This is a genomic window from Phenylobacterium sp. LjRoot219, from assembly GCF_964252995.1.
Lineage (GTDB): Bacteria > Pseudomonadota > Alphaproteobacteria > Caulobacterales > Caulobacteraceae > Phenylobacterium.
In genome coordinates, this window is sequence record NZ_CAXUQI020000001.1 from 3,642,424 (window position 1) to 3,669,196 (window position 26,773).

The 26,773-nt window shown below is 70.0% G+C and carries 29 protein-coding genes and 2 tRNA genes; 19 read left to right on the forward strand and 12 right to left on the reverse strand.

Features of this window, described 5'->3' with window-relative positions; genetic code table 11:
* Positions 1-58: 58 nt before the first annotated feature.
* Positions 59-745 carry an FtsZ-binding protein FzlA gene (gene fzlA, locus ACSQ14_RS17810; protein WP_436015196.1) on the forward strand — a complete coding sequence of 229 codons (687 nt, stop codon included), beginning with the start codon at positions 59-61 and terminating at the stop codon, positions 743-745.
* Positions 726-1,940, forward strand: a complete 1,215-nt coding sequence (gene queG / locus ACSQ14_RS17815) for a tRNA epoxyqueuosine(34) reductase QueG (RefSeq protein ID WP_436015198.1) — start codon at positions 726-728, stop codon at positions 1,938-1,940. The genes fzlA and queG overlap by 20 nt, the downstream gene beginning before the upstream one ends.
* Before the next feature lie 127 nt (positions 1,941-2,067).
* Here the strand turns inward: queG and rfbC are convergent, their stop codons facing one another.
* Complete coding sequence (gene rfbC, locus ACSQ14_RS17820; RefSeq protein ID WP_436015200.1) at positions 2,068-2,622, reverse strand: dTDP-4-dehydrorhamnose 3,5-epimerase; 555 nt, start codon at positions 2,620-2,622, stop codon at positions 2,068-2,070.
* Between the two features lie 41 nt (positions 2,623-2,663).
* Here rfbC and ACSQ14_RS17825 point away from each other — a divergent pair, with 41 nt between their 5' ends.
* Entirely contained in the window at positions 2,664-3,698 is a 1,035-nt protein-coding gene (locus ACSQ14_RS17825; RefSeq protein WP_436015202.1) for a glycosyltransferase family 2 protein, read from the forward strand.
* Here the strand turns inward: ACSQ14_RS17825 and argE are convergent.
* From argE to ACSQ14_RS17845, 4 genes are all read right to left on the reverse strand, one after another.
* On the reverse strand, positions 3,676-4,842 hold the full coding sequence (argE, locus tag ACSQ14_RS17830; RefSeq protein WP_436015204.1) for an acetylornithine deacetylase: 1,167 nt from the start codon (positions 4,840-4,842) through the stop codon (positions 3,676-3,678). The two genes, ACSQ14_RS17825 and argE, sit on opposite strands and share 23 nt — an antisense overlap.
* Before the next feature lie 133 nt (positions 4,843-4,975).
* Positions 4,976-5,464, reverse strand: coding sequence for an FKBP-type peptidyl-prolyl cis-trans isomerase (locus ACSQ14_RS17835; RefSeq protein WP_436015206.1), 489 nt, complete (start codon positions 5,462-5,464; stop codon positions 4,976-4,978).
* A 3-nt stretch (positions 5,465-5,467) separates the two neighbouring features.
* On the reverse strand, positions 5,468-6,676 hold the full coding sequence (locus ACSQ14_RS17840; protein ID WP_436015208.1) for a threonine ammonia-lyase: 1,209 nt from the start codon (positions 6,674-6,676) through the stop codon (positions 5,468-5,470).
* Between the two features lie 202 nt (positions 6,677-6,878).
* Entirely contained in the window at positions 6,879-8,690 is a 1,812-nt protein-coding gene (locus ACSQ14_RS17845) for an ABC transporter ATP-binding protein (RefSeq protein WP_436015210.1), read from the reverse strand.
* Between the two features lie 95 nt (positions 8,691-8,785).
* On the opposite strand from ACSQ14_RS17845, the gene ACSQ14_RS17850 reads away from it, so the two are divergent.
* Positions 8,786-9,349, forward strand: a complete 564-nt coding sequence (locus tag ACSQ14_RS17850) for a D-glycero-alpha-D-manno-heptose-1,7-bisphosphate 7-phosphatase (protein ID WP_436015213.1) — start codon at positions 8,786-8,788, stop codon at positions 9,347-9,349.
* Positions 9,350-9,556: 207 nt separating this feature from the next.
* Positions 9,557-10,363 (forward strand): undecaprenyl-diphosphate phosphatase, encoded by an 807-nt coding sequence (locus tag ACSQ14_RS17855; protein ID WP_436015215.1) that lies wholly within the window; start codon positions 9,557-9,559, stop codon positions 10,361-10,363.
* A 58-nt stretch (positions 10,364-10,421) separates the two neighbouring features.
* Here ACSQ14_RS17855 and ACSQ14_RS17860 read toward each other — a convergent pair whose 3' ends face one another.
* Positions 10,422-11,393, reverse strand: coding sequence for a complex I NDUFA9 subunit family protein (locus ACSQ14_RS17860; RefSeq protein WP_436015217.1), 972 nt, complete (start codon positions 11,391-11,393; stop codon positions 10,422-10,424).
* A 152-nt stretch (positions 11,394-11,545) separates the two neighbouring features.
* On the opposite strand from ACSQ14_RS17860, the gene ACSQ14_RS17865 reads away from it, so the two are divergent.
* Positions 11,546-11,632, forward strand: a tRNA-Leu gene (locus ACSQ14_RS17865).
* A 109-nt stretch (positions 11,633-11,741) separates the two neighbouring features.
* Here ACSQ14_RS17865 and ACSQ14_RS17870 read toward each other — a convergent pair.
* Entirely contained in the window at positions 11,742-12,380 is a 639-nt protein-coding gene (locus ACSQ14_RS17870) for an FkbM family methyltransferase (protein ID WP_436015219.1), read from the reverse strand.
* 189 nt (positions 12,381-12,569) lie between these two features.
* Between ACSQ14_RS17870 and ACSQ14_RS17875 the strand changes: the two genes are divergently transcribed.
* From ACSQ14_RS17875 to ptsN, 10 genes are all read left to right on the forward strand, one after another.
* Complete coding sequence (locus ACSQ14_RS17875; protein ID WP_436015221.1) at positions 12,570-12,992, forward strand: ester cyclase; 423 nt, start codon at positions 12,570-12,572, stop codon at positions 12,990-12,992.
* The gene (locus ACSQ14_RS17880) at positions 12,989-13,627 is read left to right on the forward strand and encodes a TetR/AcrR family transcriptional regulator (RefSeq protein ID WP_436015223.1); all 639 of its coding nucleotides are present in this window, start codon (positions 12,989-12,991) and stop codon (positions 13,625-13,627) included. The genes ACSQ14_RS17875 and ACSQ14_RS17880 overlap by 4 nt, the downstream gene beginning before the upstream one ends.
* Before the next feature lie 213 nt (positions 13,628-13,840).
* On the forward strand, positions 13,841-14,458 hold the full coding sequence (locus ACSQ14_RS17885) for a ribonuclease D (RefSeq protein WP_436015225.1): 618 nt from the start codon (positions 13,841-13,843) through the stop codon (positions 14,456-14,458).
* Between the two features lie 11 nt (positions 14,459-14,469).
* Positions 14,470-15,093, forward strand: coding sequence for an LPS export ABC transporter periplasmic protein LptC (gene lptC, locus ACSQ14_RS17890; RefSeq protein WP_436015227.1), 624 nt, complete (start codon positions 14,470-14,472; stop codon positions 15,091-15,093).
* Positions 15,094-15,138: 45 nt separating this feature from the next.
* Positions 15,139-15,651: an LptA/OstA family protein gene (locus ACSQ14_RS17895; RefSeq protein WP_436015229.1), complete on the forward strand. Its 513-nt coding sequence runs from the start codon at positions 15,139-15,141 to the stop codon at positions 15,649-15,651.
* A 46-nt stretch (positions 15,652-15,697) separates the two neighbouring features.
* Complete coding sequence (lptB, locus tag ACSQ14_RS17900) at positions 15,698-16,438, forward strand: LPS export ABC transporter ATP-binding protein (RefSeq protein WP_436015468.1); 741 nt, start codon at positions 15,698-15,700, stop codon at positions 16,436-16,438.
* Positions 16,439-16,710: 272 nt separating this feature from the next.
* Positions 16,711-18,195 (forward strand): RNA polymerase factor sigma-54, encoded by a 1,485-nt coding sequence (rpoN, locus tag ACSQ14_RS17905; RefSeq protein ID WP_436015231.1) that lies wholly within the window; start codon positions 16,711-16,713, stop codon positions 18,193-18,195.
* A 45-nt stretch (positions 18,196-18,240) separates the two neighbouring features.
* Complete coding sequence (locus ACSQ14_RS17910; RefSeq protein WP_436015233.1) at positions 18,241-18,864, forward strand: exopolysaccharide biosynthesis protein; 624 nt, start codon at positions 18,241-18,243, stop codon at positions 18,862-18,864.
* 32 nt (positions 18,865-18,896) lie between these two features.
* A complete protein-coding gene (gene hpf / locus ACSQ14_RS17915) occupies positions 18,897-19,538 on the forward strand; it encodes a ribosome hibernation-promoting factor, HPF/YfiA family (protein WP_436015235.1) in 642 nt (213 codons plus the stop codon).
* Between the two features lie 68 nt (positions 19,539-19,606).
* Entirely contained in the window at positions 19,607-20,074 is a 468-nt protein-coding gene (ptsN, locus tag ACSQ14_RS17920; protein WP_436015237.1) for a PTS IIA-like nitrogen regulatory protein PtsN, read from the forward strand.
* Positions 20,075-20,269: 195 nt separating this feature from the next.
* On the opposite strand, the gene ACSQ14_RS17925 is transcribed toward ptsN, so the two are convergent.
* The 5 genes from ACSQ14_RS17925 to ACSQ14_RS17945 all read right to left on the reverse strand — a co-directional run bounded on the left by ACSQ14_RS17925 (position 20,270) and on the right by ACSQ14_RS17945 (position 22,471).
* The gene (locus ACSQ14_RS17925; RefSeq protein ID WP_436015239.1) at positions 20,270-20,524 is read right to left on the reverse strand and encodes a DUF1150 family protein; all 255 of its coding nucleotides are present in this window, start codon (positions 20,522-20,524) and stop codon (positions 20,270-20,272) included.
* 109 nt (positions 20,525-20,633) lie between these two features.
* Positions 20,634-21,056 carry an Hsp20 family protein gene (locus ACSQ14_RS17930; RefSeq protein WP_436015241.1) on the reverse strand — a complete coding sequence of 141 codons (423 nt, stop codon included), beginning with the start codon at positions 21,054-21,056 and terminating at the stop codon, positions 20,634-20,636.
* A gap of 173 nt (positions 21,057-21,229) precedes the next feature.
* Complete coding sequence (locus ACSQ14_RS17935) at positions 21,230-21,640, reverse strand: four-helix bundle copper-binding protein (RefSeq protein ID WP_436015243.1); 411 nt, start codon at positions 21,638-21,640, stop codon at positions 21,230-21,232.
* A gap of 168 nt (positions 21,641-21,808) precedes the next feature.
* Positions 21,809-21,884: transfer RNA gene (locus ACSQ14_RS17940), tRNA-Ala, on the reverse strand.
* A gap of 128 nt (positions 21,885-22,012) precedes the next feature.
* Positions 22,013-22,471, reverse strand: coding sequence for a TIGR02300 family protein (locus ACSQ14_RS17945; RefSeq protein ID WP_436015245.1), 459 nt, complete (start codon positions 22,469-22,471; stop codon positions 22,013-22,015).
* Positions 22,472-22,593: 122 nt separating this feature from the next.
* On the opposite strand from ACSQ14_RS17945, the gene aroA reads away from it, so the two are divergent.
* The 3 genes from aroA (at position 22,594) to rpsA (ending at position 26,610) form a co-directional block, all read left to right on the forward strand.
* Positions 22,594-23,940, forward strand: a complete 1,347-nt coding sequence (gene aroA, locus ACSQ14_RS17950; RefSeq protein WP_436015470.1) for a 3-phosphoshikimate 1-carboxyvinyltransferase — start codon at positions 22,594-22,596, stop codon at positions 23,938-23,940.
* Between the two features lie 136 nt (positions 23,941-24,076).
* Positions 24,077-24,727: a (d)CMP kinase gene (gene cmk / locus ACSQ14_RS17955; RefSeq protein ID WP_436015247.1), complete on the forward strand. Its 651-nt coding sequence runs from the start codon at positions 24,077-24,079 to the stop codon at positions 24,725-24,727.
* 173 nt (positions 24,728-24,900) lie between these two features.
* Positions 24,901-26,610 carry a 30S ribosomal protein S1 gene (gene rpsA / locus ACSQ14_RS17960; protein ID WP_436015249.1) on the forward strand — a complete coding sequence of 570 codons (1,710 nt, stop codon included), beginning with the start codon at positions 24,901-24,903 and terminating at the stop codon, positions 26,608-26,610.
* Positions 26,611-26,773: the final 163 nt, after the last annotated feature.

Sequence of the window (26,773 nt, forward strand, 5' to 3'; positions counted from 1 at the left end):
TTTGGGGTTTTAGGGATTCGGTTCTCGAATCGGCCGCCACCCCCGCCCGTCCCGGATCATGAGCGTCGAACGCACTCTGCAACATTTCCCGCTCGATCCCGCCTCGCGCCAGGTGCGTCTGGCGCTGGGCGAGAAGCGGCTGGCCTTCACCGACACGCCGGTGCGCTACTGGGAGCGGCCGAAGTCGCTGACCCAGCTCAACCCCTCGGGGCTGACGCCGGTGCTGGTCGAGGTGAGCGACGGCCAGACGCTGGTCTTGTGCGAAAGCCGGGCGATCCTCGACCACCTGGAAGAAGCCTATCCCGATCCCGCCCTGCTCAGCGCCGACGTCGCCGAGCGGGCCGAGACCCGGCGGCTGCTGCAATGGTTCGACCGCAAGTTCGAGTTCGAAGCCGGCGGCTTCATCCTGCACGAGAAGATGGAGAAGCGGCTGCTCGGCATGGGCGCGCCGGAGCTGGCCAACCTGCGCCAGGGGCGCGACGGGCTGAAGCTGCACCTTCACTACATGGAAGACCTGCTGCAGGGCCGCGAATGGCTGGCCGGGCGCCGGCTCTCCCTGGCGGATTTCGCCGCGGCCGCCCATCTGTCGGTCATCGACTATTTCGGCGACGTGCCCTGGAAGGACTTCGCCTCGGTGAAGACCTGGTACATGAAGCTGAAATCCCGGCCGGCCTTCCGGCCTCTGCTTATGGACCGCTGGCCGGGGCTGACGCCGGCGCGGCATTATGACGACCTCGACTTCTGACGCCGCCAAAGACCTGATCCGCGCCGAGGCCCGCCGGCTCGGCTTCGACCTCTGCCGTTTCACCGATCTGGATGACCAGTGGCCGGCCGCCGCCCGCCTGGGCGAGTTCCTGGATGCTGGCCGGCACGGCGAGATGGGCTGGATGGCCGACACCGCCGAGCGCCGGGCGCACCCGCGCGGCATGTGGGCCGAGGCCCGCTCGGCGATCGTCCTGGGCGTCAATTATGGCCCGGACGAAAATCCCCTGGCGCTGCTGGAGGATCGGACCCGCGGATCGATCAGCGTCTACGCCCGCGGCGACGACTACCACGACCTGATCAAGGGCCGGCTGAAGCAGCTGGGCGGGTGGCTGCAGGCCCGCTTCGGCGGCCAGCTGAAGGTGTTCGTCGACACCGCGCCGTTGATGGAGAAGCCGCTGGCCGAGCGCGCCGGCCTCGGTTGGCAGGGCCGCCACACCAATCTGGTCAGCCGCGAGTTCGGCTCCTGGCTGTTCCTTGGCTCGATCCTGACCACGCTCGAGCTGGCCCCCGACGCCCCCGAGCCGATGAACTGCGGCAGCTGCCGCGCCTGCCTCGAGGTCTGCCCGACCAACGCCTTCCCGGCGCCGTTCCAGCTCGATGCGCGGCGCTGCATCTCCTACCTGACCATCGAGCTGAAGGGGCCGATCCCGCGCGAGTTCCGCAGCCTGCTCGGCAACCGCATCTACGGCTGCGACGACTGCCTGGCGGTCTGTCCGTGGAACAAGTTCGCCCAGGCCGGCCACGAGCAGAAGCTGGCGGCGCGCGACGCGCTGCGCGCGCCCTCGCTGGCCGAGCTCGCCCGACTGGACGATCCGAGTTTCCGCGCGCTGTTCTCGAAAAGCCCGGTCAAGCGCCTCGGCCGCGACCGCTTCGTCCGCAACGTGCTCTACGCGATCGGCAATTCCGGCGACCCGGCGCTGGCGGCCGAGGCGGAGCGGCTGCTGGAGGATCCTGCGCCGCTGGTGCGCGGGGCGGCGGTCTGGGCGCTGGGACAGCTGATGGAAGCGGCGGCGTTCGCGGCGCTGCGGGATGCGCGGCTGGGCGTCGAGGGCGATGAAAGCGTGCGAGCCGAATGGACCTACCTAGCTCCCCCGCAAGGCGGGGGAGAGGACCCGCGCGCCGAGCGTAGCGAAGAGCGCGTGGGGGTGGGGGCAAGCGGTGGGCAGAGCGCTTGAGCTTCGAAAGCAGCGGAGTCTAGGAAGCGGCGCCGCCATGCTTGCGGCCTGCCCCTCCACCACGCGCTCTTCGCTGCGCTCGGCCCGCGGTCCCCCTCCCCCGCTCCGCGGGGGAGGTAGGAAAAGTTCAGAACGCCACCGCGCCCAGGTCCTTCAGCCGCGGCAGGATCTTGTCCTTCTCCGACAGCACCGCCTCGCCGTCGATCGGCCAGGGGATCGCCAGGTCGGGGTCGTTCCAGATCACCCCGCCCTCGGTCTGCGGCGCGTAGAGGCCGTCGACCTTGTAGAACAGCTCGCAGTCGTCGGTCAGGGTGCAGTAGCCGTGGGCGAAGCCGCGCGGCACGAACAGCTGCTCGCCGCCCTCGGCGGTGAGCTCGGCCGAGACCCACTGGCCGTAGGTCGGCGAGCCAGGGCGCACGTCGACGGCGACGTCGAGGATCGCGCCCCTCAGCACACGGACCAGTTTCGCCTGCGGGTGCGGGGCCTGTTGGAAGTGCAGGCCGCGCACCGTGCCCTTGCGGGCGTTGAAGGCCTGGTTGTCCTGCACGAAGTCGGCGTCGACGCCGGCATCGGCCAGGGACTTGCGGCTCCAGGTCTCGGCGAACCAGCCGCGCGCATCGCCATGGCGCTTCGGCGTGATAAGCAGGACTTCAGGGATGGCCAGCGGCGTGATCGTCGTCATGGTCGTCCAAGCTAAGCGTTTTACGGAGAGACGAGCCTCGGATGGCGCGGGACGGCGCGAATGACAAGCCTCCATCGCCGCGAGTCAGCGTCGTTGTGGTGGCCTACGAGAGCGGTCCGCTGCTGGGCGACTGCCTTTCGGCGCTGCGCGCCCAGACGACGCGCGACCTCGAGATCATCCTGATCGACAACGCCTCCCGCGACGGGGCGGCCGAGGCCGCCGCGCGCGGCGCGCCCGACGTCACCTTCATCGCCAACGCCGAGAACCTGGGGTTCGCCGCGGCGGTCAACCAGGGCGCGCGCCTGGCGCGCGGGCGCTGGCTGGCGCTGCTCAACCCCGACGCCTTCCCGCAAGCCAACTGGCTGGAAGCGCTGCTGGCGGCGGCCGCGACCTATCCCGAGGTGCAGTGCTTCGCCTCGCGCCAGCTGATGGCCGAGGATCCCGGCCGGCTCGACGGCCTCGGCGACGTGATGTCGGCCGCCGGCTTCGGCTTCCGCGGCGGCTACGGCCAGCCGGATCCTGGTCTCGCCGGTCCGGCCTGGGTGTTCTCGGCCTGCGGCGGGGCGATGATGATCGACCGCGAGCTGTTCCTGGGCATGGGCGGCTTCGACGAGCGGCTGTTCTGCTACTGCGAGGACGTCGACCTCGGCTACCGGCTGCAGTTGCAGGGCCGGCGCACCCTGCTGGTGCCGGCGGCGGTCGTGCGCCACGTCGGCTCGGCCTCCAGCGGCGGGCCGCGCTCGGACTTCGCCACCTTCCATGGCACCCGCAACCGGCTGTGGATCTATCTGAAGAACACCCCGCCGCTGTTGCTGTGGCTGACCCTGCCGCTGCACCTGCTGGCCACGGCGGTGCTGTTCAGCCGCCACCACGCCCGCGGCGAGCTGGCCGCGCCGTGGCGCGGCTTCGTCGCGGCGCTGAAAGGGCTGCCCCTGGCGCTGCAGGCGCGGCGCGAATCGCAGCGTCAGCGCAGGGTCGGCTCGTGGGGACTGGCCCGCGAGCTGGCCTGGGATCCCCGCGCGCTGCTGCGCCGGGCGGTGGTGGTGAAGCCGGCTAGGGCTGCGCCCACTCGATAAGGCGGCGCATGAAGGTCGCGCCGCGCTCCATCTGAGCGGCCTCGACGAACTCGTCGGGCTGGTGGGCCTGGGCGATCGAGCCCGGGCCGCACATCACGGTGGAGAAGCCGGCCTCCTGGAACTGGCCGCCCTCGGCGGCGAAGGATACCGCGCGCGGCGGTCCGTTGTCGCCGGCCAGCCGGCGGGCAAAGGCCTCGGCTACGCCGTTCGGCTCCGGCGCCAGCGCCGGGGTCAGCGAGCGGCGATGGATCGTCGCCCCGGCCTCCGGCGCGCGGGTCTTCAGGCGGGCGTCGAGCGCCGCGACCTCGGCGTAGAACGGCTGCAAGAGCGGCATCGGATCGAGGCCCGGCGGGCAGCGCAGGTCGAACAGGAAATGGCACTCGCGGGCCAGGATATTGCCGGCGGTGCCGCCGTGGATCACGCCGATGGTCAGGGTCGCGCCCTTCGGGGTGAACGGCGACGCCGGATCAGCCTCGCGCTCCAGCTTGTCGCCCAGCGCCTTCAGGCTGGCCATCAGCGGCACCGCCTCCATGATCGCCGAGACGCCCTGCTGGGTCTGGCTGGAGTGGGCCTCGCGGCCGTGCACCGTCACGGTGAAGGTGGCGATGCCCTTGTGGCCGTTGACCGCGACCATCTCGGTCGGCTCGCCGACCACCACCAGGGCCGGTTTCGGCAGTTCGCGGGCGATCACCTCGATCATCGACGGCGCGCCGAGACAGCCGATCTCCTCGTCGTAGGAGAAGGCCAGGTGCACCGGCTTGTGCGGGGCGCCGGCGGCCAGCTCGGGGATGGCGGCCAGCGACAGCGCCAGGAAGCCCTTCATGTCGCAGGTCCCGCGCCCGTAGTAGCGGCCGTCGCGCAGGGTCATGGCGAACGGGTCGGAGCTCCACGCCTGGCCGTCGACCGGCACCACGTCGGTGTGGCCCGACAGCACCACGCCGCCCTCGACCGGGGGGCCGACGCTGGCGATCAGGTTGGACTTCGTTCCGTCGGCGTTCGGCACCCGCCGGTGCGCCACGCCATGGCTGTCGAGATAGGCCTCGACCCATTCGATCAGCGCCAGGTTCGACCCCCGCGAGGTGGTGTCGAAGGCGATCAGCCGCTCGAGGATGGAAAGCGCGGCGGGCGTCAGATCCTTAGCCATGGCCAAGGATTAAACCGCTGCGGGCCGAGGGACAAAGGAAAGGGGCGTGAAAGACGCAGGTTGCCCGCTGACGAGGCGCCCACCCGCTCGTCCCGGCTACCGGCGTTCGCCGGGACGAGCGGACACGGGGGTCCTACCCCTGCTGGACGCGGCCTTCGCCGGGCAGCACGCCGATCAGTTCGATGCGGAAGACCAGCGCCGCGCCGGGCGGGATCGTGCCGCCGGCGCCTTCCGCGCCGTAGCCGAGGTTCGGCGGCACGTAGAGGATCCACTCGTCGCCCGGGCGCATCAGCTGCAGCGCCTCCTGCCAGCCCTTGATCAGGCCGTTGAGCGGCATCGCCGCCGGCTGGCCGCGCTCGTAGGAGGAGTCGAAGACCGTGCCGTCGATCAGCTTGCCTTCGTAGTGGACCTTCACCTCGTCGCCGAGCCGCGGCTTGATGCCGTCGGCCGGGCCGGAGCGGACCACCTTGTACTGCAGGCCGCTCGGCAGGGTCTGGACCCCGGCCTGCTTGGCGTTCTGCGCCAGGAAGACCTGCGCCGCGCCGCTCTGGTCGGGCAAGTTCTTGTGGCAGCCGGCCAGCGCCAGCGCCGCGACGGCGCAGATAATCAGCTTACGGATCATTTCCTACACCGCGCGCGGCGGATAGCCCTGCTGACGCAGCGCATCCATGATTTCCTGGGTGTGCTGGGCGTCGCGGGTCTCGATCATGATGTCGAACTCCGCGCCCTTCGCCGGCACGTCGAGCGCGAGGCGGTTGTGCGCCACCTCGACGATATTGGCCCCGTGGCCGCCGATGATCGCCGAAACGGTGGCCAGCAGGCCCGGCCGGTCGTCGCCGATTATCCGTAGGCTGACGAGCCGCTGGTCGCGGACCAGCTCGCGGGTCAGCACCGAGGCCAGCAGCCGGGTGTCGATGTTGCCGCCGGTGATCACCAGGCCGCACTTCTTGCCGCGGAACCGCTCCGGATAGGCCAGCAGCGCGGCCAGCGCGCCGGCCCCGGCGCCCTCGGCGACGGTCTTCTCGACGTTGCAGTAGAGGGCGATCGCGCGCTCGAAGAACGGCTCCTCGACCAGCAGCACGTCGTCGATCAGCGGCCGGGCGATGGCGTAGGTCAAATCGCCGACCTGCTTGACCGCGATGCCCTCGGCGATGGTCGCCCCGCCGGTGCCGACGCCGGCGTTGACGCCGCGCATCTTGGCGGTGAACGAGGGGTACATCGCCGGCTCCAGGCCGACGATGCGGATGTCCGGCTTCACGTGCTTGGCCGCCGTCGCCATGCCGGCGATCAGCCCGCCGCCGCCGATCGGCACCGGCAACACCTCGAGATCCGGCACGTCCTCCAGCATCTCCAGCGCCACCGTGCCCTGGCCGGCCATCACGTCGATGTCGTTGAACGGATGGACGAACACCAGGTCGCGCTCGTCGCACAGCTTGCGGGCGAAGGCCGAGGCCTCGTCGTAGCCGTCGCCGTCCAGCACCACCTCGGCGCCGTGGTTGCGGGTCTGCTGCACCTTCACGAACGGGGTGCTGCGCGGCATGACGATGGTCACCGGGATGCCGAGACGGGCGGCGTGATAGGCCAGCCCCTGGCTGTGGTTGCCGGCCGAGGCGGCGATGACGCCGCGCTTCTTCTCCGCGTCGGTCAGCTGCAGCAGCTTGTTCAGCGCGCCGCGCTCCTTGTAGGCGGCGGTGAACTGCAAATTCTCGAACTTCACCCAGACTTCCGCGCCGGTAATCTCCGACAGCGTCCTCGACGGGCGACAGGGCGTGCGCTCGATATGACCCTTCAACCGCGCTTGGGCGGCGAGGATGTCGTCGAAGGTAAGATTCATAGTGGGAAAAGCCGGGGGTAAAGAAGGCCGGCAACCTAGGGGCTCGGGCCGGTTATCGCAATGGAGGCCGACCACCCGCTCATCCCGGCGAAGGCCGGGACCCAGATGACGGACGCTCAGGCGGGCTCCAGGAACACCGCGCTTCACCTCGCCCCGCCCGGCGGCCGGTCTGGATCCCAGCCTTCGCCGGGATGAGCGGAGGTTATGCGTCGAACTCCGCCACCCAGTGCCCCGGGGCGATCTCCACCAGCGCCGGCGGCGGCGGCAGGGGGGCGCGCGGGTCGGCCGGCAGGCGCGAGGGGGCGAAGCGGAAGGCGGCGCGCGGGTCGAACGGGCTGGGCGGCTCGCCCTCGAGCTTGAGACGGGCGCGGCGGCGCTCGACCGCCGGGTCGGGGATCGGCGCCGCCGACAGCAGCGCTTTGGTATAGGGGTGCCGGGGCGCGCCGTAGAGCGCTTCGGCGTCGGCGGTCTCCACCACCCGGCCCAGATAGAGCACCAGCACCCGGTGGCTGATCTCGCGCACCACCGCCAGGTCGTGGCTGATGAACATCATCGCCAGGCCGATGTCCTGCTGCAGGGTGATCAGCAGGTCGATGATCTGGGCGCGAATCGACACGTCGAGCGCCGAGACCGCCTCGTCGCAGATCGCCAGCTTCGGCTTCAGGATCATGGCCCGGGCGATGCCGACCCGCTGGTTCTGGCCGCCGGACAGCTCGTGCGGGTAGCGGTTGATCAGCCCCGGGTCGAGCTCGACGCGGGCCATCATCGCGGCGACCTCCCGGTCCCGCAAGGCGCGGTCGAGCTCGGGCCGATGGACCCGCAGCGGCTCGGCGATCGAGTCGCCGATGGTCATCCGCGGATCGAGGCTGGCCAGCGGATCCTGGAAGACGATCTGCAGGTCGCGGCGCGCGGCGCGCATCTGTGCGCGCGCGATGTGGCTGATGTCGCGGCCCATCACCAGCACTGCGCCGTCGGTCGGCGGGATCAGGTTCAGCACCGCCCGCGCCAGGGTCGACTTGCCCGAGCCGCTCTCGCCGACCACGCCCAAGGTCTCGCCCTGGCGGACCGCGAGGCTGACCCCGTCCACCGCGCGCAGGGTGCGCGGCGGCTCCAGCAGCGCCGGGCGCAGCGGGAACCAGACCTTCACGTCGCGCGCCTCGACCACCACCGGCGCGGCGGGCGCCAGCGCCGTCCGGGTCGGGCGGCCGCCGCGATCGGCCCGGTCGAGGCGCGGGATCGCCGCCAGCAGCGCGCGGGTGTAGTCGGTGCGGGGCTCGCGGAACACCTGCTCGACCGGCCCCTCCTCGACGTAGGCCCCGGCCTTCATCACGCAGACCCGGTCGGCCAGCCGGGCGATCACCCCCATGTCGTGGGTGATCAGGGCGAGCGCCGTGCCGGTTTCGCGGGTGAGCTCGGCCATCAGGTCGAGGATTTCCGCCTGGACCGTGACGTCGAGCGCGGTGGTCGGCTCGTCGGCGATCAGCAGCTCGGGCCCGACCGCCAGGGCGGCGGCGATCATCACCCGCTGGCGCATGCCGCCGGACAGCTCGTGCGGATACTGCCGCAGCCGCCGACCCGGGTCGGGGATGCGGACCTTCTCCAGCCAGTCGCGGGCGCGGGCCTGGGCGTCCCGGCGCGACAGCCCGAGGTGCAGCCGCAGCGGCTCGGCGATCTGCTCGCCGATCCGCACGTGCGGGGTCAGCGCCGTCAGCGGATCCTGAAAGATCATGGTGATCTTCGAGCCGCGCACCCGGTTCAGCGCCGCCGGCTTCAGCCCCAGCAGCTGCTTACCGTGGAAACGGGCCGCGCCGCCGACCCGGCCGTTCGCCGCCAACAGGCCCATGGCCGCCATGAAGGTCTGGCTCTTGCCCGAGCCGCTCTCGCCGACCACCCCCACCGTTTCGCCGCGGCCGATCGTCAGGCTGACCCCGCGGACCGCGCGGACCGCGCCGTCAGGCGTGTCGAAGTCGACCGTGAGGTCGTCGAGCTCGAGGACGGGCGGGGTGTCGGTCACGCGGCGCTCGCGTTGATGGAGCCTGCGGCGAGCCTAGACGGCCTGGGCGCGTTTTTGAAATCGCACTCCGCCGCGCGATCACTATAGTCACCGTCGTGCCCGACCCTGCCCCCTCTCCCGCGCTCAAGCCCGCCCTGTTCCTCGACCGCGACGGCGTCCTCAACGAGGACGAGGGCTATGTGCACCGTTGGGAGAACTTCCGCTGGATCCCCGGCGCGCGCGCGGTGGTCGCCGCCTTCAACCGCGCCGGCTGGCTGGTGATCGTGGTGACCAACCAGTCGGGGGTCGGCCGCGGCTACTACACCGAGGCCGACATGCACTCGCTGCACGCGCGGATGTCCGAGGAGTTGGCCGAAGCCGGCGCGAAGATCGACGCCTTCTACTTCTGCCCGCAGCATCCGGACGCCGCCGAGGCCGTCTACCGCCACCCCGACCCGCCGGACCGCAAGCCCAACCCCGGGATGATCCTGCGGGCGCTGGCCGACTGGCCGATCGACCGCGAGCGCTCGCTGCTGGTCGGCGACAAGTCCTCGGACATCGAAGCCGCCGACCGCGCCGGCGTGCGCGCGCTCCGGTTCCACGGCGGCGACCTCTCGACCTTCCTGGCCGGTCACGGCCTGCTGCCGACCGAACTAAGTCCGTCATCCCGGACGGCCTGAAGGGCCGCGCCGCCCCTGGGTCCCGGCTCTCCGCTGCGCTTCGGCCGGGATGACGGAATGTCTTTGCGCCCCTGAAGGGGAGCATCTTCCGCACGCTCGGAAATTGAGCGGCCACGCCTTCACTCGCGCGTCACGGAGCGAAACCACTTCTTCGCCATGATCGGCCGCTGTAAGAGGCCTCACCCCTAAGCTTGAGTGGAGTTCCGCGTGCCGGATTGGATCCACGCCGTCATCCTCGGCGTCGTTGAGGGCCTTACCGAGTTCATCCCGGTCTCTTCGACGGGCATGCTGCTGCTGACCAAGAAGGCGCTCGGGCTGACCGACCCGTTCTGGAACACCTTCGCGGTGCTGATCCAGCTCGGCGCGATCCTGGCCGTGGTGGTGCTCTACTTCCAGAAGCTGTGGGGGGCGGTAGTCCGCCTGCCGAGCGACCCGCAGGCCCGGCGCTTTGCGCTGAGCATCATCGTCGCCTTCCTGCCGTCGGCGCTGGTCGGCCTGCTGCTGCACGACTTCATCAAGCAGGTGCTGTTCGACACGCCGATGGTGCAGTGCGTTTCGCTGATCGTCGGCGGGATCGTCCTGCTGTTCATCGACAAGGTGGCGCCGCCGCCGCGGCGCAACGATCCGATGAAGCTGCCGATTCTCACCGCCCTGGGGATCGGCGTGGCCCAGTGCTTCGCGATCGTCCCCGGCACCTCCCGCTCCGGCTCGACGATCGTCGGCTCGATGCTGATGGGCGTCGACAAGCGCGCCGCGGCCGAGTTCTCGTTCTTCCTGGCGATCCCGACCATGGTCGGGGCCTTCGTGCTCGACGCCTGGGAGAGCCGCGACCAGTTGGCCGCGGCGAACCTGGAGCTGCTGGCGATCGGCTTCGTGACCTCGTTCGTGGTCGCGATGGTGGTGATCCGCGCCATGCTGGCGATCGTCACCCGCCGCGGGCTGGCCCCGTTCGGTTGGCTCCGCATCGTCATCGGCGCCATCGGCATCGCGGCGCTGACCAGCGGCCTGATCTGAGCGCACGCCTCAGCCGCACGTCCCCGCTTTCGCGGGGATGAGCGGTGTTTTGGCGGACCTAGATCCGCACCAGCTCGCGGTCTTCCTGGTCGGCGTACTGCCCGCCCTTACGGTAGCGGTAGAGATAGCCCGGCAGCACCGCTTCGAGGGTGGTCGGGGTGATGCCGAGCTCGGCCAGGCCCGGATAGGCGCCGCTGGCGACGTTGTCAGTCTTCAAGAGCTCGACCTGGTCGGTGGTGACCGGCGGCGGGACGACGCCGGCGACCAGGTCGCCGGCCATGCCGAGCAGGCGCGCCACCGGGAACGGCACCGGCAGCAGCAGCCGACGCCGATCGATCTCGGCCAGCATCAGTTCCATCAGCTGGCGGAAGGTGAACACCGCCGGCCCGCCCAGCTCGTAGGTGTGGCCGGCCGCGTCGTCGCGGGTCGTCGCCAGCGCCAGCGCCTTGCCGACGTCGCCGACGAACACCGGCTGGAAGCGGGTTCCGCCGCCGCCGATCAGCGGCAGCACCGGGCTCATCGTCGCCATCGCGGCGAAGCGATTGAAGAAGTGATCGTCCTGGCCGAACACGATCGACGGCCGCACGATCACCGCGTCGGGGAAGATCTCGCGCGCCGCGGCCTCGCCGGCGGCCTTGGTGCGGGCGTACTTCGCGCCGGACTCCGCATCGGCCCCCAGCGCCGACATCTGCACCAGCCGGGTGACGCCCTGGGCGCGGGCGGCTTCGGCGACGTTCTTCGCGCCCATCGCGTGGACCGCCTGGAAGCCCTGGCGGCCGGCCTCGTGCAGCACGCCGACCAGGTTCACCGCCGCCGACGCGCCGTCGAGCGCGCGCAGCACCGAATCAGGGTTGCGGATGTTGGCCTGCACCAGATCGATCTGGCCGACGTCGCCCTGCAGCCGCATGCGGTAGGCGAGGTTCGGATTGCGCACCGCCACGCGGATGCGCCAGCCGGCCTTGGCGAGCTGCCGAACCGCCTGAGCGCCGACGAAGCCCGAGCCGCCGAAGACCGTGACGAGGTTTTGCATAGGGATTTGCGCCGGCTGCCTAGGAGTGTCTGACCGCTTGCCGATAGACGATGCGCCGGCCGGTCGCAATGCGAGTTGCAGGAAGTGCAACATCGCCGTTGACCACCGCCGGAGGGCGCCATATGTAGCCGCCTCCGTTCGGAACGGAACGGGCCCAGGTGGCGGAATTGGTAGACGCGCTGGCTTCAGGTGCCAGTGGCCGAAAGGTCGTGGAGGTTCGAGTCCTCTCCTGGGCACCACCGTTTTACGGTGGTGCTTGAGGCGCTAAGCCTCACAAAACTCAAGCTGAAAATTTGAGATCGGAACTTCGGCGACGCGGCGCGCCGCGTCGCTCGGGCGGTCAGCGGATCAGCGGATCCGCACCACGCCGCCCGGCGCGCGCCGGTAGGTGACGTTCACTTCGTTCATGAACTTGTCGTTCGGGGTCAGCGCCTCGATGTCGAAGCCCCGGACCCACAGGAAGCCCAGCACCTCGTCGAGGGTGTGCTGGCCGTCGTAGAGCGCGGCCTTGGCGTTGCGCGCGGTCTCCAGACGGCCGCGCTCCACCTTGCCGACGTGCTCGCCCAGCGACGAGATGACCCGCAAGTCCATGCCCTGGGCGTCGGTGTGCAGGAAGGCGATCCCCGTGATCCCGCGCTCGGCGACGAAGCTGTCGAGACGGATGCAGTCGACCTCGATCACCTCGGTGACCTTGAGGTCCTCGCGGCCCGGCCAAGTCTTCTCCAGCTCGCCGGCGAACGGGAGCAGCGAACTGCAGCCCCAGTCGGACTGGCCGGCGATGTTGAAGCGCGCGCGGCCGGGCTCGTCGGAGACCGCCACCGGCACGAGTTCGTAGTTGCGCAGGCCGAGCTGGCTCACCTTCTCGCGGATCTTGGCGCAGAGCTGCGGCGTCGGCTCGAAGGCGTAGACCGGCACGTCGGGGTATTTCTGGGCCATGCCCAGGCCCCAGGAGCCGTCGTTCGCTCCAACGTCGAGAATGACCCGCACGATTCCCCCGAAACTCTCTTTTACGCGGACAGAGTGGCCCGGCCCGCGCCGTCGAGGCAAGCCGGCGCCGGACGCGCGACCTTGTGACCCGCCCGGGGCGCTGATCGGCTTGAAATGAGATTTCAGTCTCATGTATAGACGAACATCTCTAATGCGCCGCCGCGTGCGGCCCGATTGCGGAGCCAGGCCATGCCGCTTTCCCCCACCGAAATGGACGCCAGGATGGACGCGCACTTCGGCTTCGAAGCGCGCGACGACGTCGGCGGCGTGCTCGCCACCCTCGCCGCCGACGTCGAACACGACATCGTCGGCTGGCCGACCGGACCGACCCACGGCCGCGACGGCGCGCGGCCGTTCTACGAGCAGCTGTTCGCCGACCTCGCCGACGGCAAGGTCGAGCGGCTGCGGCGGCTCTACGGCGACAACTTCATGGTCGACGACAGCCTCTGGAGCGGCCGCGCTCCGGGCACGCCGTTCGGCCTGGCCGGCGGCGGCCGGCCGCTGAGCTTTCGCCTGCTGCACGTCGTCGAATTCGCCGACGACGGAGCGATCCGCCGCGAGAACGTCTGGGTCGATCTGGCGGCGATCCAGCAGCAGCTCGCCGCGGGATGAGCGCCCGAAGCCCGGCAGGGGCCGAGCCCGCCGGCCGCGCCAACCAGCGGCTGCGCACCCGCAAGGACCTGCTCGACGCCGCCGCCCGGCTGATGCAGCGCGGCGGCCGGCCGACGCTCGAGGAGGTGGCGCAGGAGGCGATGGTCTCGCGCGCCACCGCCTACCGCTACTTCCCGAGCCCCGAGGCGCTGATGCTCGAGGCGGCGGTGCACATCGCCGTGCCCGAGCCGGACGGCCTGTTCGACGGCCTCGCCAGCGACGATCCGGCGGCCCGCCTGCAGCGCGTCGACCAGGCGCTGCACGAGATGGTGCTGGCCAACGAGACGCCGATGCGGCTGATGCTGGCCAGCATGCTGGAGCAGAGCGCCGGCCGCGACGCTCAAGACCCGCCGGCCCGGCAGAACCGCCGCGCCGGCCTGATCGCCGCGGCGCTGGCCCCCGCCGCCCCGCGCCTCGCGCCCGAGCAGTTGGCGCTGCTCAGCCGCGCGGCCGCACTGCTGGTCGGCGCCGAGGCCCAGTTCGTCGCCAAGGACGTGCTGCTGCTCGACGACGCCGATACGCGAAAGATCAAGCAATGGGCGCTCGCCGCCCTGACCCGGGCGGCGCTGGCGGAGTCGCAGGCGCGGGACAGCTGAGCCGCCCAAGCTTGGCCCAAGGATCGCTTGTTCACATTGCCCCGACACCCTAGATAGCGCGTTACGAGTTCGGCTTGGCTATCAGCAGGATGCTTCCGGCCGGCACGTGGGCGAGCCTCGCCGAGACCGGTCTCCTGCCCGGCCCGCGCCCTTCAATTGAGAGGCCGCCCGCGCGTCGAGGCGCGGGGACGGCCGTCGGAGTCCTGAGGCGACGTGACCAACTTCCTGCACAAAGGCGACCTGCCCGCGGACGCGCTGACCGGCGCCGCCGCCGTCGCCATCGATTCGGAGACCCTGGGCCTGCGGCTCGGGCGCGACCCGCTCTGCGTGGTCCAGCTCTCGGATGGCCAGGGCGACGCCCACGTCGTGCAGCTCGACCGCTCGACCTACGACGCGCCCAACCTGAAGCGATTGCTGACCGACCCGGCGGTCACCAAGATCTTTCACTTCGGCCGTTTCGATATCGCCATGTTCTACCTCCATCTTGGGGTGATCACGGCGCCGGTCTACTGCACGAAGATCGCGTCCAAGCTGGCGCGCACCTACACCGACCGCCATGGCCTGAAGGACCTGACCAAGGAGCTGACCGGGGTGGACCTGTCGAAGGCTCAGCAGAGCTCGGACTGGGGCGCGGCGAGCCTGTCGGACGACCAGGTGGCCTACGCCGCCTCCGACGTGCTGCACCTGCACGTGCTGCGCGCCCGGCTCGACGCAATGCTGGCGCGCGAAGGCCGCGCCGGCCTGGCCACCGCCTGTTTCGACTTCCTGCCGCACCGCGCCGTCCTCGACGTCGCCGGCTGGGAAGACGTCGACATTTTCGCCCACGCTTGAGGATCGACCCGGTGTCCGCCGCAGACTTCGCGATCGCCGCCCCGCCCGACCGGCGGGAGCAGGTGCTGCGCTGGCGGCGGCGCTCGCGGCTGATTCGCGCCCTGCGCCTCGCCCTGCCCGGCATGATCGGCCTGATTCTGGCCGGCCTCGCCGCGGCGGTGGCCTACAACGCCCTGACCGCCGAGCCGATCCAGCCGCGCGAGAGCGCCGGACCGATTCGGCTGGTGAACCCGCGGTTCGTCGGCCGCGACGAGAAGGGCCGCGCCTTCGTGATCACCGCCGAGAGCGCGACCCGCGATCCGAAGGACTATCAGCGCGTGATGCTCGACCGGCCGGCGCTGATGGTCGACGAGCAGGGCCCCGACGCGATCCGCCTGGTGGCGAACGCCGGCGTCTATCACGAAGGCACGTTCAAGCTGGACCTGCACGGCGGCGTGCGGCTCGTCAGCTCGAAGGCGGCCTTCGACACGGCCACCACGCTATTCGACACAAAGACCGGCGAAGTTGTTGGTTCAGGTCCTATTCAGGGCTCAGGGTCTCTTGGAGAAATCAACGCGAAGTCCTATGCGGTATACGGCAAAGGCGAGCGGATGATCTTCAAGGGCGGCGTGCACACCCGCCTTGACGGAAAGTGAGCAGGCGACGTGATGCGACGGACTAGTCTTTCCCTGAGCGCGGTGGTGGCGGCTGCCCTGCTGGCGAGCCCCGCGGCCGCCCAGCTGGCGACCAACTCGAACGCGCCGGTGGACATCACCGCCGACGAACTGGAGACCACCAACAGCGCCTGCACCTCGATCTGGCGCGGCCACGCCGAGGCGCTGCAGGACACCGCGCGGCTGCGCGCCGACACCCTGACGGCCGAGTTCGCGCTGAAGGACGGCGGCAAGACCGGCGGCTGCGGCGACCTGGTGCGGCTTCGCGCGGACGGTTCGGTCTACTATGTAACCCCGACCAACAAGGTGCGCGGCGACGCGGCCGTCTATGACGCGAAGACCGACACCCTGACCGTCACCGGCGACGTGGTGGCGACTCAGGGCCAAAACGTGCTTCGCGGTTCGCGGATGGTGTTCAACGTCTCCACGGGCCAGGGTCACATGGAAGGCGCCGCCAGGGGCCGCAACAAGGCCGAACGGCCGCGAGGCGTCTTCTATCCGAAGCAGACCAACACCGCGTCCGCCGGTCAGCGGCGCTAAGCGCGACCAGCAAGGAGTTCCCTTGAAGCAGGAGCGTTTCCCCTCCCTGCCCGGCCTCGTTGGCGAAGGCCTCGTGGTCGACAACATCGGCAAGTCGTTCCGCGCCCGGCCGGTGGTCAAAGGCGTCTCGCTGCGCCTGGCGCGCGGCGAGGTGGCGGGTCTGCTCGGCCCCAACGGCGCCGGCAAGACGACCTGCTTCTACATGATCACCGGCCTGGTGCCGGCCGACTACGGGTCGATCTTTCTCGACGGCGAGGACATCACCTCGCAGCCGATGTACCAGCGCGCCCGCATGGGCGTCGGCTACCTGCCGCAGGAGACCTCGATCTTCCGCGGCATGACCGTCGGCGAGAACGTGATGGCCGTGGTCGAGCTGCGCCAGAAGGACCGCAAGAAGGCCCGCGAGACCGTCACCCAGCTGCTCGAAGAGCTGCACATCGAGCACCTGCGCAACGCGCCGGCGATCTCGCTGTCGGGCGGCGAGCGGCGGCGGGTCGAAATCGCCCGGGCGCTGGCGTCCGAGCCCTCGTTCATGCTGCTCGACGAACCCTTCGCCGGCATCGACCCGCTGGCGATCGCCGACATCCGCGAGGTCATCACCTATCTGAAGACCCGCGACATCGGCATCCTGATCACCGACCACAACGTGCGCGAGACGCTCGACATCATCGACCGCGCCTCGATCATCCACGCCGGCGAGGTGCTGTTCGAGGGCCGTCCCGACGAGATCGTCGACGACCCGGAAGTCCGCCGCGTCTATCTCGGCGACCGCTTCAACGCCAGCTAGCCCGCTCTACCTCCCCCGCACCGCGGGGGAGCCGCGAGCGCCGCCCCTCCTCTTCGAAACCGCTGAATTCATGTTCTCAGGGGCGCAGTACGCGCGGCTCGCCCCCTCCACCACCCGCTCTGGCGGGCGGTCCCCCTCCCCCGTGGCACAGGCGAGGTCGGAAACAAATCCCATTCACCCACAGCTTGGCGGTGAGTTACCGCCGGCATTAACCAAACAGTGGGAAACGCCCGCTTAGCCTCCCAGCAAGAAACAGGCCAGAGGGGGCGGTTTTGGCGCTGGGCGCACGATTAGAGCTTCGGCAGGGCCAGGGACTGGTCATCACGCCGCAGCTGCAGCAGGCCATCAAGCTGCTGCAGCTGTCGAATCTCGAGCTCGAGGCGTTCGTCGAGGGCGAGCTGGAGCGTAATCCGCTGCTGGCCCGCGACGAGCCCGAGGCCGAGGCCGAGCCGCGCGCCGCCGAGGAGGCGCCGCCGGAGGCCGCGGCCGACGCCGAAGCCCGCGCCGATCTCGACGCCGCCCATGACGAAGCCTCGCCGGGCGAACGCGCCACCGGCGACTCCGAACAACCCGCCGCCGACGCCGGCGGCTCCATCGACTGGTCCCGCGCCGGCTCCGGCGGCAGCTTCGACGGCTTGCCGGAAGACCTGGAAAGCGCGCTGACCCGCGAGCAGACGCTCGCCGAGCACCTGCACGACCAGCTCGCAGTCTGCGGCCTGGGCCCGGCCGAGAGCGCGGTCGCCAGCGTGCTGATCGACGGGATCGACGAGGGCGGCTACCTGCGGCTCGACCTGGTCGAGGCCGCCGAACAGCTCGGCTGCACCACCGAGCTCGTCGAGCGGGTGCTGCAGACGGTGCAGGGCTTCGAGCCCACCGGCGTCGGCGCCCGCGACCTGCGCGAGTGCCTGATGCTGCAGCTGAAGGAGCACAACCGCTTCGACCCGGCGATGGACGCGCTGCTCGACAACCTGCCGCTGCTCGCCCGCCGCGACTTCGCCGCCCTGAAGAAGGCCTGCGGCGTCGACGACGAGGATCTGCGCGAGATGATCGCCGAGCTGAAGGCGCTGACGCCGCGGCCCGGCGCGGCGTTCGGCGGCGAGCCGGCCCATCCGGTCACCCCCGACGTCTTCGTGCGCGAAGGCGCCGCCGGCCTGTGGCACGTGGAATTGAACAGCGAGACCCTGCCGCGGCTGCTGGTCGACCAGCGCTACCACGCCCGGGTCAGCGCCGCGGCCCGCTCCGACCAGGAGAAGACCTTCGTCTCCGACTGCATGGCCCAGGCCAGCTGGCTGGTGAAGAGCCTCGACCAGCGGGCGAAGACCATCCTCAAGGTCTCCTCGGAGATCGTCCGCCAGCAGGACGCCTTCCTCGCCTATGGGGTCGAGCACCTGCGGCCGCTGAACCTGAAAACCGTCGCCGACGCCATCGGCATGCACGAGTCGACGGTCAGCCGGGTGACCTCGAACAAGTACATCGGCACGCCCCGCGGGGTGTTCGAGATGAAGTTCTTCTTCACCTCGGCGATTCAATCGAGCGAAGGCGGCGCGGCGCACTCGGCCGAGAGCGTGCGCCACCGCATCCGCCAGCTGATCGACGCCGAGGGCAACGAGCGCGACGTCCACTCCGACGACCGGATCGTCGAACTGCTCAAGGAAGCCGGCGTCGACATCGCCCGGCGGACCGTCGCCAAGTATCGCGAGGCGATGCGGATCCCGTCGTCCGTGGAGCGCCGGCGTCTTCTGAAGGACGCCGTCTAACTAGGGCTTGGCGGCGGCTTCGCTACGGCCCATTTTCAACGGGCGATGGCCCCCCATGATCAGCATGACCGACCGCTTTCGGAACTGGTCCGCGAGCTATCCGAGAGTCAGGCGCCGACGATCACCCTGGGCGAGCTGATCGAGTCCCTCGGGGCCAGCGCGCTGGCCGGGCTGCTGCTGGTGTTCGGCCTGGCCTGCACCCTGCCGCTGCCGCCCGGCTCGACCACCGTGTTCGGCCTGCCGCTGGTGCTGCTGGCGCCGCAGCTCTTGCTGGACTCCCCCGGCCCCTGGTTGCCGCGCCGGCTGCGCGAGCGGCCGATCGCCACCGCCGCGCTCAGGCGGCCGTTCGCCCGCATGATCCCCTGGCTGCAGCGGATGGAGGCGGTCTCGCGGCCCCGGCTCGGCTTCGTGGTCGACGGCCCGGGGCGGCGGCTGATGGGGCTGATCTGCACCCTGTGCGCCCTGGTGCTGATCCTGCCGATCCCGCTCGGCAACATGCTGCCGGCGGCGACGGTGAGCGTCTTCTCGCTGGCGATGATCCAGCGCGACGGGGTGATCGCCATGGCCGGCTACGCCTTCGCCGCCGCCAGCATCGGCGCGCTGGTGCTCGCCGCCAACTTGATCGGCGCCATGCTCAGGACGGGTCTCTCAGCGCTTTCCCTAACTTGACACCTTCGGGCCGCAGGCGCGTTGATCACGGCATGCAAGTCCAAGTCACTGGCAAACACGTCGATGTCGGCGATGCTCTGCGGACGCGGGTCGCTGACGAACTTACCAACAGCATCGGCAAGTACTTCGACCGCGGCGGCGGGGCCGACGTGGTGGTCAGCCGTGAAGGGCACTCCTTCAAGGTCGACTGCTCCGTCACCCTGGCGTCCGGCCAACAGCTGACGACGCACGGCCTGGGCGGCGACGCCCACATGGCCGTCGGCGCCGCGGTGTCGAAGATGGAAAGGCGGGTTCGACGCTACAAGCGCCGGCTCAAGGACCACCATCTGCAGGCGCTCGCCAAGCAGCAGGAGGTGGCGGCCTATTTCGTGCTGCAGCCGACCGATTTCGAGGAGGAAGAAGAAGAGCCCGAGCTGATCAACGGCGCCGACTCGCTCGCCGCCTTCCCGGAGCCGATGATCATCGCCGAGACCGAGACCCCGGTGCGGACGATGACCGTGTCGATGGCCGTGATGCAGCTCGACCTGACCGAAGCGCAGGCAATTATGTTTCGAAACGCCGCGCACGGCGGCTTGTCCGTGGTATACCGCCGCGGCGATGGCAACATCGGCTGGATAGATCCGGAACGGACGAATTCCAACGGAGAGGGAACCGACGGAATCGCAGAGGCCTAGTTGCGCTTGGCGTTCCGTCACGGTGCACCGCTAGTAGAGCGGCGCCGTCAAACGAGTACTTGGGACCTATGCAGATCGGCGAGCTTCTCGATCGCAATGCGATCGCCCTGCGCGTGAGCGCGGCCAACAAGCGTCAGGCCCTGGCCCTGGTCGCCGAAATCGCGGCCCGCAGTCTCGGCATCGACGCGCCGCACATCCTCGACGCCCTCGCCGAACGAGAGCAGGCGGGATCCACCGGCGTCGGCCACGGCGTGGCCGCGCCGCACGCCCGGCTGGAGGGGCTGCAGCGGATGCGCGGCGTCTTCGTGCGGCTGGAGCAGCCGGTCGAGTTCGAATCCGTCGATGACCAGCCGGTCGACCTGATCTTCGCCCTGTTCGCGCCGGTCGACGCCGGGGCCGAGCACCTGCGGGCGCTGGCCAAGGTCTCGCGCCTGCTGCGCCACGCCGACCTGCGCCAGCAGCTGCGCCAGGCGCGCACAGCCGACGCCGTCCACGCCCTGCTGGTGCAGGACGGGGTCGCCCGGCCGGCGGCTTAGGCTCTTATCGAACCGTCATGGCCCGGCTTGTCCTGGCCACTCGGCCCAAGACCCCAGCCGCCACTGAGGCCGAACGGCTGTGGGATGGATCACCCGGACCAGCTGGGTGATGACGGATCCGCAAAGAAAAAGCCGGTCCGCCTCGCGGCGACCGGCTCTTTTCTTGTCTTGGCCGAACGGGGCCGGCGCGGTGGGTCAGTGCACCGAGACCGGGGCCAGTTCGTGCGCGAGGGCGGCGGCGACCGCAGCATCGCGATCGGTCAGCACCGCCAACCGCTCGCCGTCGGCGCGGTGCACCGCGTACAGCGTTTGGTCGGGATCCAGATCGAAGCCCTCGACTTGAGCGGATGGAACGCTGGCGATGATCTCCGCGGCCTTGACGGGGCGGACATAAACCAGGTGCGGCGCGCCGAGAGCGGCAAATGCTTCTGTTGTCAAGATGGGTGTCATAAGACCACCTCCAAAAACTCAACGCTTCGAACGGACGCCGGGTTCAGCCGACCGTTCCTGGAAGACGGCGGGAGATCCCCGCACGTCCTGAAGTTCGTCGCCTCTATGCTCAGCCGACCGTGCGGATCGGCACGGTGGTGACGCGCTTTTCCGGTTCCGGCCGGGCGAGATCGATGTGCAGCAGGCCGTGCCCGAGGGTCGCGCCTTCCACCACCATCCCGTCCGCCAGCACGAAGCTGCGGATGAACCCGCGGGCGGCGATGCCGCGGTGCAGAAAGGCGTCGTCGCGCTTGGCCGGGTCGCCGTCCCGCTTGCCCTGGACGGTCAGCTGGCGGTCCTCGACGGTCACGCTGAGCTGGTCGGGCGTGAAGCCCGCCACCGCCAGGGTGATCCGAAGGCCGCCGTCGCCGCGATCCTCGACGTTGTAGGGCGGGTAGCTCTCGGCCGCGGCCTTGGCCGCGCGCTCGATGAGGCTGCGGGTGTGCTCGAAGCCAAGCAGGAACGGGCTGTCGAAAACGATCGACCGGGTCATGCGCGCAGAGTCCTTAACTGAAGCGACTCTCCGGCCGGGCCGCCCGGTAGCGGCGCGGCTCGACCGGACTTAACCTATGTGGGAAGCCGCCCAGGGCTTCGCAATGCGGCGGCGCATGCGCCGCATCGGCCGTCCGTCGCGCCGGCCCCCAGCGGCTTCGCGGCCGCTGCCGGCTACTGCAGGGTCGGGCTCATCGAGGCGGCCGCCTCGCGGCAGGCGACCTCGCAGCGCAGGCAGGCGTCGGCGCAGATGCGGCAGTGGGTGATCATCTCGGCGTGGCGACCGCATTCGCGGGCGCAGACCCGGCAGGCGTCCTCGCACAGCTGCAGCATGCGGCCGAGCAGCTCGACGTTCGACCCGGTGCGCCGGGTCGCCAGGGCGCCGGTGGTGAGGCAGACGTCAGCGCAGTCCAGGCAGGTGCGGATGCACTGGGTCATCTCCTGCACCGTGGGCTCGCCGAGGCAGGCGTCGGCGCAGGCGGTGCAGGTCTGCGCGCAGTCGTAGCACTCCTCGATGCAGCGGATCAGCGCCTCGTTGGCGTGGCCGCGCTGAGGGTGGCTGGAGATCATCTGCTGGACGTGCATCGGGGCCTCCTCGCGATCATGGGCGGGATGGCCGCTGAATGCCGCCGAGGCGGTCGCGTTCCGGCGTCGCGAAGAGTTTCCGCCGTTCGGCGAAACCCAGGTCCGACGCGCCGTGATGGAGGTGTTCCAGAAAGGCGAAAGCCCGCCGGGGTTACCGGCGGGCTTTCATGGTGGAGCTAAGCGGAGTCGAACCGCTGACCTCTTGAATGCCATTCAAGCGCTCTACCAACTGAGCTATAGCCCCGAGGTGTTCTTCTCGGTGTTTCTCGCCGGAGCGTGACCGCTTCGGGCGAGGCGCGGAACCTATTCAAACCGTTCCGCGTGATCAAGCCCGGCGAGAGGTTTTTTTTCATCCCCTCGCCGGAGCCGGAATTAGTCCTCGTCGCCCTCGCCCGGAAGGCCCTCGATTTCGGCGTCGTCGAAGTCGTCCTCGTCCTCTTCCAGGAACGGAACGTCGTCGGCTTCTTCGACTTCCTCGTCGTCGGTGAACTCGCCGAGATCGTCGGCGCCCGCAACCGGGGCGACGCCATCCTCGTCCTCGTCGTCGGCGACCAGGGGTTCGTCGGCCACTTCGTCCAGTTCGGGCGTAGTGACTTCCTCTTCCTCGTCCTCGGCGTCCGCGGTCTTGCCACGGACCTGGTCCGGACGTTCGTCGTCGGCTTCGGTGTCGGGCACGATGGCCCGCGCCCGGACGCGGCGGTTGCGGACCGCCTCGTCAGGATCGAATTCGGCGGCGCACTTCGGGCAATGCGCCGGGCGCTTGTTGAGGTCGTAGAATTTCGCTTGGCATTGCGGGCAAAGTTGCTTGGTGCCCAGTTCAGGATTGGCCAAAGGCGGCGACCCTCATAACGGCGGTGGTTCTTAAGAAGCGCGCTCCCTTGCCACGCGTGAAGACCGCTGTCAAAGCAATCCCCCTCTTAGTTCCAGACGCCCGTGGAGGCTTGGTTTTGACGATGACGGCGGCCGCCTTGACCGCCAGGCGCGCAGGCTCCCTTTCGGGCCGCGTGCGGGCTCCCGGCGACAAGTCCATTTCCCACCGGGCGCTGATCCTCGGCGCCCTGGCCACCGGCGTGACCGAGGTCGAGGGGCTCCTGGAAGGCGAGGACGTGAAACGCACCGCGGCGGCCATGGCCAGCTTCGGCGCCGGCGTCGAGCGGCTGGGCCCCAGCGAAACAGGTGGGGGTCGCTGGCGCGTCGAAGGCCGCGGCGGCTTCGCCGAGCCGGTCGACGTGGTCGACTGCGGCAACGCCGGGACCGGCGTGCGGTTGATCATGGGCGCGGCCGCCGGCTTCGACCTGGCGGTCACCTTTACTGGCGACAACTCGCTGCGCGGCCGGCCGATGAACCGGGTGCTGAAGCCGCTCGGCGAGATGGGCGCGACCTGGATCGCCCGCTCGAACGGCCGCCTGCCGCTGACGCTGAAGGGCGGCAACTTGAAGCCGCTGGCCTATCGCCTGCCCGAGCCCTCGGCCCAGGTGAAGTCGGCGGTGCTGCTGGCCGGGCTGAGCGCCGCGGGCGGCGCCGAGGTGATCGAGCCGGAACCCACCCGCGACCATACCGAGCGGATGCTCCGCGCCTTCGGGGCGCAGGTCGACGTCACCGAAGAGGGAAGCGGCCGGCGCATCGTGCTGGCCGGCGGCCAGAAGCTGACCGGGACTCGCGTGCGGGTGCCGGGCGACCCCTCCTCCGCCGCCTTCCCGCTGGTGGCGGCGCTGATCACCCCGGGTTCGGAGGTGACGGTCGAGGGCGTGCTGCTGAACGCCCTGCGCATCGGCCTGCTCGACACCCTGGGCGAGATGGGCGCGGACCTGGCGGTGACCAACGTCCGCGACGAGGGCGGCGAGACCGTCGCCGACGTCACCGCCCGCTACTCGCAGCTGGAAGGCGTCGAGGTGCCGCCGGAGCGCGCGCCGGCGATGATCGACGAGTATCCGATCCTCGCCGTGGCCGCGGCCTTCGCCAAGGGCCGCACGGTGATGCGCGGCATCGGCGAACTGCGGGTCAAGGAAAGCGACCGCATCGCCCTGATGGTCGAGGGGCTCAAGTCCTGCGGCGTCGAGGTCGAGGACGGCCCGGACTTCATGATCGTCACCGGCGCGGCGGCGGTCCGCGGCGGCGCACGGGTGACGACCCACGGCGACCATCGGATCGCCATGTCGCACCTGGTGCTGGGCCTGGCCGCCGAACAGCCGGTCACAGTCGACGAGCCCGGCATGATCGCCACCAGCTTCCCGGGCTTCGTGGCGCTGATGCGCGGCCTCGGCGGCGACATCGCCGAAGAGCAGCCGGCGGCGGCGTGAGCCTGAAGCCCTCCACTTCCGCTCATCCCCGCGAAAGCGGGGACCCAGGCGTTTTCCGTCTCAGCGCCGGAGCCTGGCTGGAGCTCACCGACAAAAAAACCTGGATCCCCGCTTTCGCGGGGAAGAGCGGGGAAGGATGAGCAGCGGCTTCATCATCGCCGTCGACGGGCCGGCGGCCTCGGGCAAGGGCACGGTCGCGACCGGGCTGGGCAAGGCCTACGGCCTGCCGGTGCTCGACACCGGCCTGCTCTACCGGGCGGTCGGCGTGCTGACCCAGCGCGCCGGGCGCGACCTGGACGACGCCGCGGCGGCCGCAACCACCGCTTCGGGCCTCTCGGCCGGCCTGCTCGACGACCCGGCCTTCCGCACCCGCGCGGCCGGCGAGGCGGCGAGCCGGGTGGCGGTGCATCCGCAGGTGCGCCAGGCGTTGCTCGCCTTCCAGCGCGACTTCGCCGGCCAGCCCGGCGGCGCGGTGCTCGACGGGCGCGACATCGGCACGGTGATCGCCCCGGCCGCGCCGGCCAAGCTGTTCGTCACCGCCGCGGCCGAGGTGCGCGCCGAGCGCCGCTGGAAGCAGCTGGCCGGCCAGGGCGAGCCGGTCGCTTTCGAGGACGTGCTGGCCGACATCCGGATCCGCGACGCCCGCGACAGCGGCCGCGACTCGGCTCCGCTGGCCCGCGCCCCGGACGCCGTCTTGCTGGACACCTCGCAAATGTCTATAGACGAAGCCGCCGATGCGGCCCGCCGTATCGTCGAGGCGGCGCGCGCCCGCTGGGAAGCTTCCTAGAAGCCGGTCCAGCTGGGCAAATCCAACCGCGCCTTTCCCTCGCCACCGCGGGCAATCTCACACCGCGCGGGGTATCCCCTGCGCCTTCGGTTCAACCTCCAACCGACGCGAGGACTCCCGCGCTGCCGCATTGTCGGACGCGGCCCCTCCGTCATTCGAAGACGAAAGAGAACATGGCTGACGATATGAGCCTGAACCCGACGCGCGACGACTTCTCCGCGCTGCTCGACGAGTCCCTCGGCGGACGCGACTTCATGGAAGGCCAAGTGGTCCAAGGGAAGGTCGTGGCCATCGAGAAGGACTTCGCCATCATCGACGTCGGTCTGAAGACCGAAGGTCGCGTCCAGCTGAAGGAATTCGGCCTCGGCGAAGACGGCAAGTCGACGATCAAGACCGGCGACACCGTCGAGGTCTTCCTCGAGCGCGTCGAAAACGCCATGGGCGAAGCGGTCATCAGCCGCGACAAGGCCCGTCGTGAAGAAGCCTGGACCCGCCTGGAAGCGGTCTACGCGCGCAACGAGCCGGTGATGGGCGCCATCGTCGGCCGCGTGAAGGGCGGCTTCACCGTCGACCTGGGCGGCGCCTCGGCCTTCCTGCCGGGCAGCCAAGTCGACATCCGTCCGGTGCGCGACGTCGGCCCGCTGATGGGTCGCGAGCAGCCGTTCGCCATCCTCAAGATGGACCGTCCGCGCGGCAACATCGTCGTGTCGCGTCGCGCCATCCTGGAAGAAGCCCGCGCCGAACAGCGCACCGAGCTGGTCAGCCAGCTGGTCGAGGGTGAAGTCCGCGAAGGCGTGGTCAAGAACATCACCGACTACGGCGCGTTCGTGGACCTCGGCGGCATCGACGGCCTGCTGCACGTCACCGACATGAGCTGGAAGCGCGTCAACCACCCGAGCCAGGTGCTGGCGGTGGGCGACACCGTCAAGGTGCAGATCGTCAAGATCAACCCGGACACCCAGCGCATCTCGCTCGGCATGAAGCAGCTGCAGTCGGACCCGTGGGACGGCGTGGAAGCCAAGTACCCGGTCGGCGCCAAGTTCACCGGTCGCATCACCAACATCACCGACTACGGCGCCTTCGTGGAGCTGGAGCCGGGCGTGGAAGGCCTGGTGCACGTGTCGGAAATGTCCTGGACCAAGAAGAACGTCCACCCGGGCAAGATCGTCTCCACCAGCCAAGAAGTGGAAGTGGTCGTCCTGGACGTCGATCCGTCCAAGCGCCGCGTCAGCCTCGGCCTGAAGCAAGCCATGGCCAATCCGTGGGAGGCCTTCCTGGAGGCTCACCCGATCGGCTCGACCGTCGAAGGCGAAGTCAAGAACGCCACCGAGTTCGGCCTGTTCATCGGCCTGGACAGCGACATCGACGGCATGGTGCACCTGTCCGACCTCGACTGGTCGGCGCCGGGTGAAGAAGCCATCGCCCGCTACACCAAGGGCGAGCTGGTCAAGGCCAAGGTCCTCGACGTCGACGTCGACAAGGAGCGCATCTCGCTCGGCATCAAGCAGCTGTCGGGCGACCCGATGGCCGGCGACAGCTACCGCAAGGGCCAGACCGTCACCTGCACCGTCACCGAGATCACCTCGGGCGGCATCGAGGTGAAGTTCGGCGAGGACGAAGCGCCGATGGGCGCCTTCATCCGCAAGTCGGACCTGTCGCGCGACCGTGCCGACCAGCGCCCCGAGCGCTTCGCCGTGGGCGACCGCGTCGACGCGCAGATCACCAACCTGGACAAGGCCGCGCGCCGCGTCTCGCTGTCGGTGAAGGCGCTCGAGATGGCCGAAGAAAAGGAAGCCATCGAGCAGTTCGGCTCGTCGGACTCCGGCGCTTCGCTGGGCGACATCCTGGGCGCGGCTCTCCGCGAGAAGGCCCAGAAGGACTAAGCGCTGCGGCCGGTCCGTCCGGCTGACGCTGTAACGACAGAGCCCCGTCCGGTTCGCCGGGCGGGGCTTTTTCGTGGCCGGCCCCCGGCTCAGCCCAGCTTGCGTCCCAAGGTTGCGCCACGAAGCCCGCTCGCGACGCGCTGGGATGCATCAAAACCGCCGC

Excerpts from the sequence above, each read along its gene's own strand:
- fzlA (WP_436015196.1), top strand. The coding sequence starts at position 59 with ATGAGCGTCGAACGCACTCTGCAACATTTCCCGCTCGATCCCGCCTCG.
- queG (WP_436015198.1), top strand. The coding sequence starts at position 726 with ATGACGACCTCGACTTCTGACGCCGCCAAAGACCTGATCCGCGCCGAG.
- rfbC (WP_436015200.1), bottom strand. The coding sequence starts at position 2,622 with ATGACGACGATCACGCCGCTGGCCATCCCTGAAGTCCTGCTTATCACG.
- ACSQ14_RS17825 (WP_436015202.1), top strand. The coding sequence starts at position 2,664 with ATGGCGCGGGACGGCGCGAATGACAAGCCTCCATCGCCGCGAGTCAGC.
- argE (WP_436015204.1), bottom strand. The coding sequence starts at position 4,842 with ATGGCTAAGGATCTGACGCCCGCCGCGCTTTCCATCCTCGAGCGGCTG.
- ACSQ14_RS17835 (WP_436015206.1), bottom strand. The coding sequence starts at position 5,464 with ATGATCCGTAAGCTGATTATCTGCGCCGTCGCGGCGCTGGCGCTGGCC.
- ACSQ14_RS17840 (WP_436015208.1), bottom strand. The coding sequence starts at position 6,676 with ATGAATCTTACCTTCGACGACATCCTCGCCGCCCAAGCGCGGTTGAAG.
- ACSQ14_RS17860 (WP_436015217.1), bottom strand. The coding sequence starts at position 11,393 with ATGCAAAACCTCGTCACGGTCTTCGGCGGCTCGGGCTTCGTCGGCGCT.
- ACSQ14_RS17875 (WP_436015221.1), top strand. The coding sequence starts at position 12,570 with ATGCCGCTTTCCCCCACCGAAATGGACGCCAGGATGGACGCGCACTTC.
- ACSQ14_RS17880 (WP_436015223.1), top strand. The coding sequence starts at position 12,989 with ATGAGCGCCCGAAGCCCGGCAGGGGCCGAGCCCGCCGGCCGCGCCAAC.
- ACSQ14_RS17910 (WP_436015233.1), top strand. The coding sequence starts at position 18,241 with ATGGCCCCCCATGATCAGCATGACCGACCGCTTTCGGAACTGGTCCGC.
- hpf (WP_436015235.1), top strand. The coding sequence starts at position 18,897 with ATGCAAGTCCAAGTCACTGGCAAACACGTCGATGTCGGCGATGCTCTG.
- ptsN (WP_436015237.1), top strand. The coding sequence starts at position 19,607 with ATGCAGATCGGCGAGCTTCTCGATCGCAATGCGATCGCCCTGCGCGTG.
- ACSQ14_RS17925 (WP_436015239.1), bottom strand. The coding sequence starts at position 20,524 with ATGACACCCATCTTGACAACAGAAGCATTTGCCGCTCTCGGCGCGCCG.
- ACSQ14_RS17930 (WP_436015241.1), bottom strand. The coding sequence starts at position 21,056 with ATGACCCGGTCGATCGTTTTCGACAGCCCGTTCCTGCTTGGCTTCGAG.
- ACSQ14_RS17935 (WP_436015243.1), bottom strand. The coding sequence starts at position 21,640 with ATGCACGTCCAGCAGATGATCTCCAGCCACCCTCAGCGCGGCCACGCC.
- aroA (WP_436015470.1), top strand. The coding sequence starts at position 22,594 with ATGACGGCGGCCGCCTTGACCGCCAGGCGCGCAGGCTCCCTTTCGGGC.
- cmk (WP_436015247.1), top strand. The coding sequence starts at position 24,077 with ATGAGCAGCGGCTTCATCATCGCCGTCGACGGGCCGGCGGCCTCGGGC.
- rpsA (WP_436015249.1), top strand. The coding sequence starts at position 24,901 with ATGGCTGACGATATGAGCCTGAACCCGACGCGCGACGACTTCTCCGCG.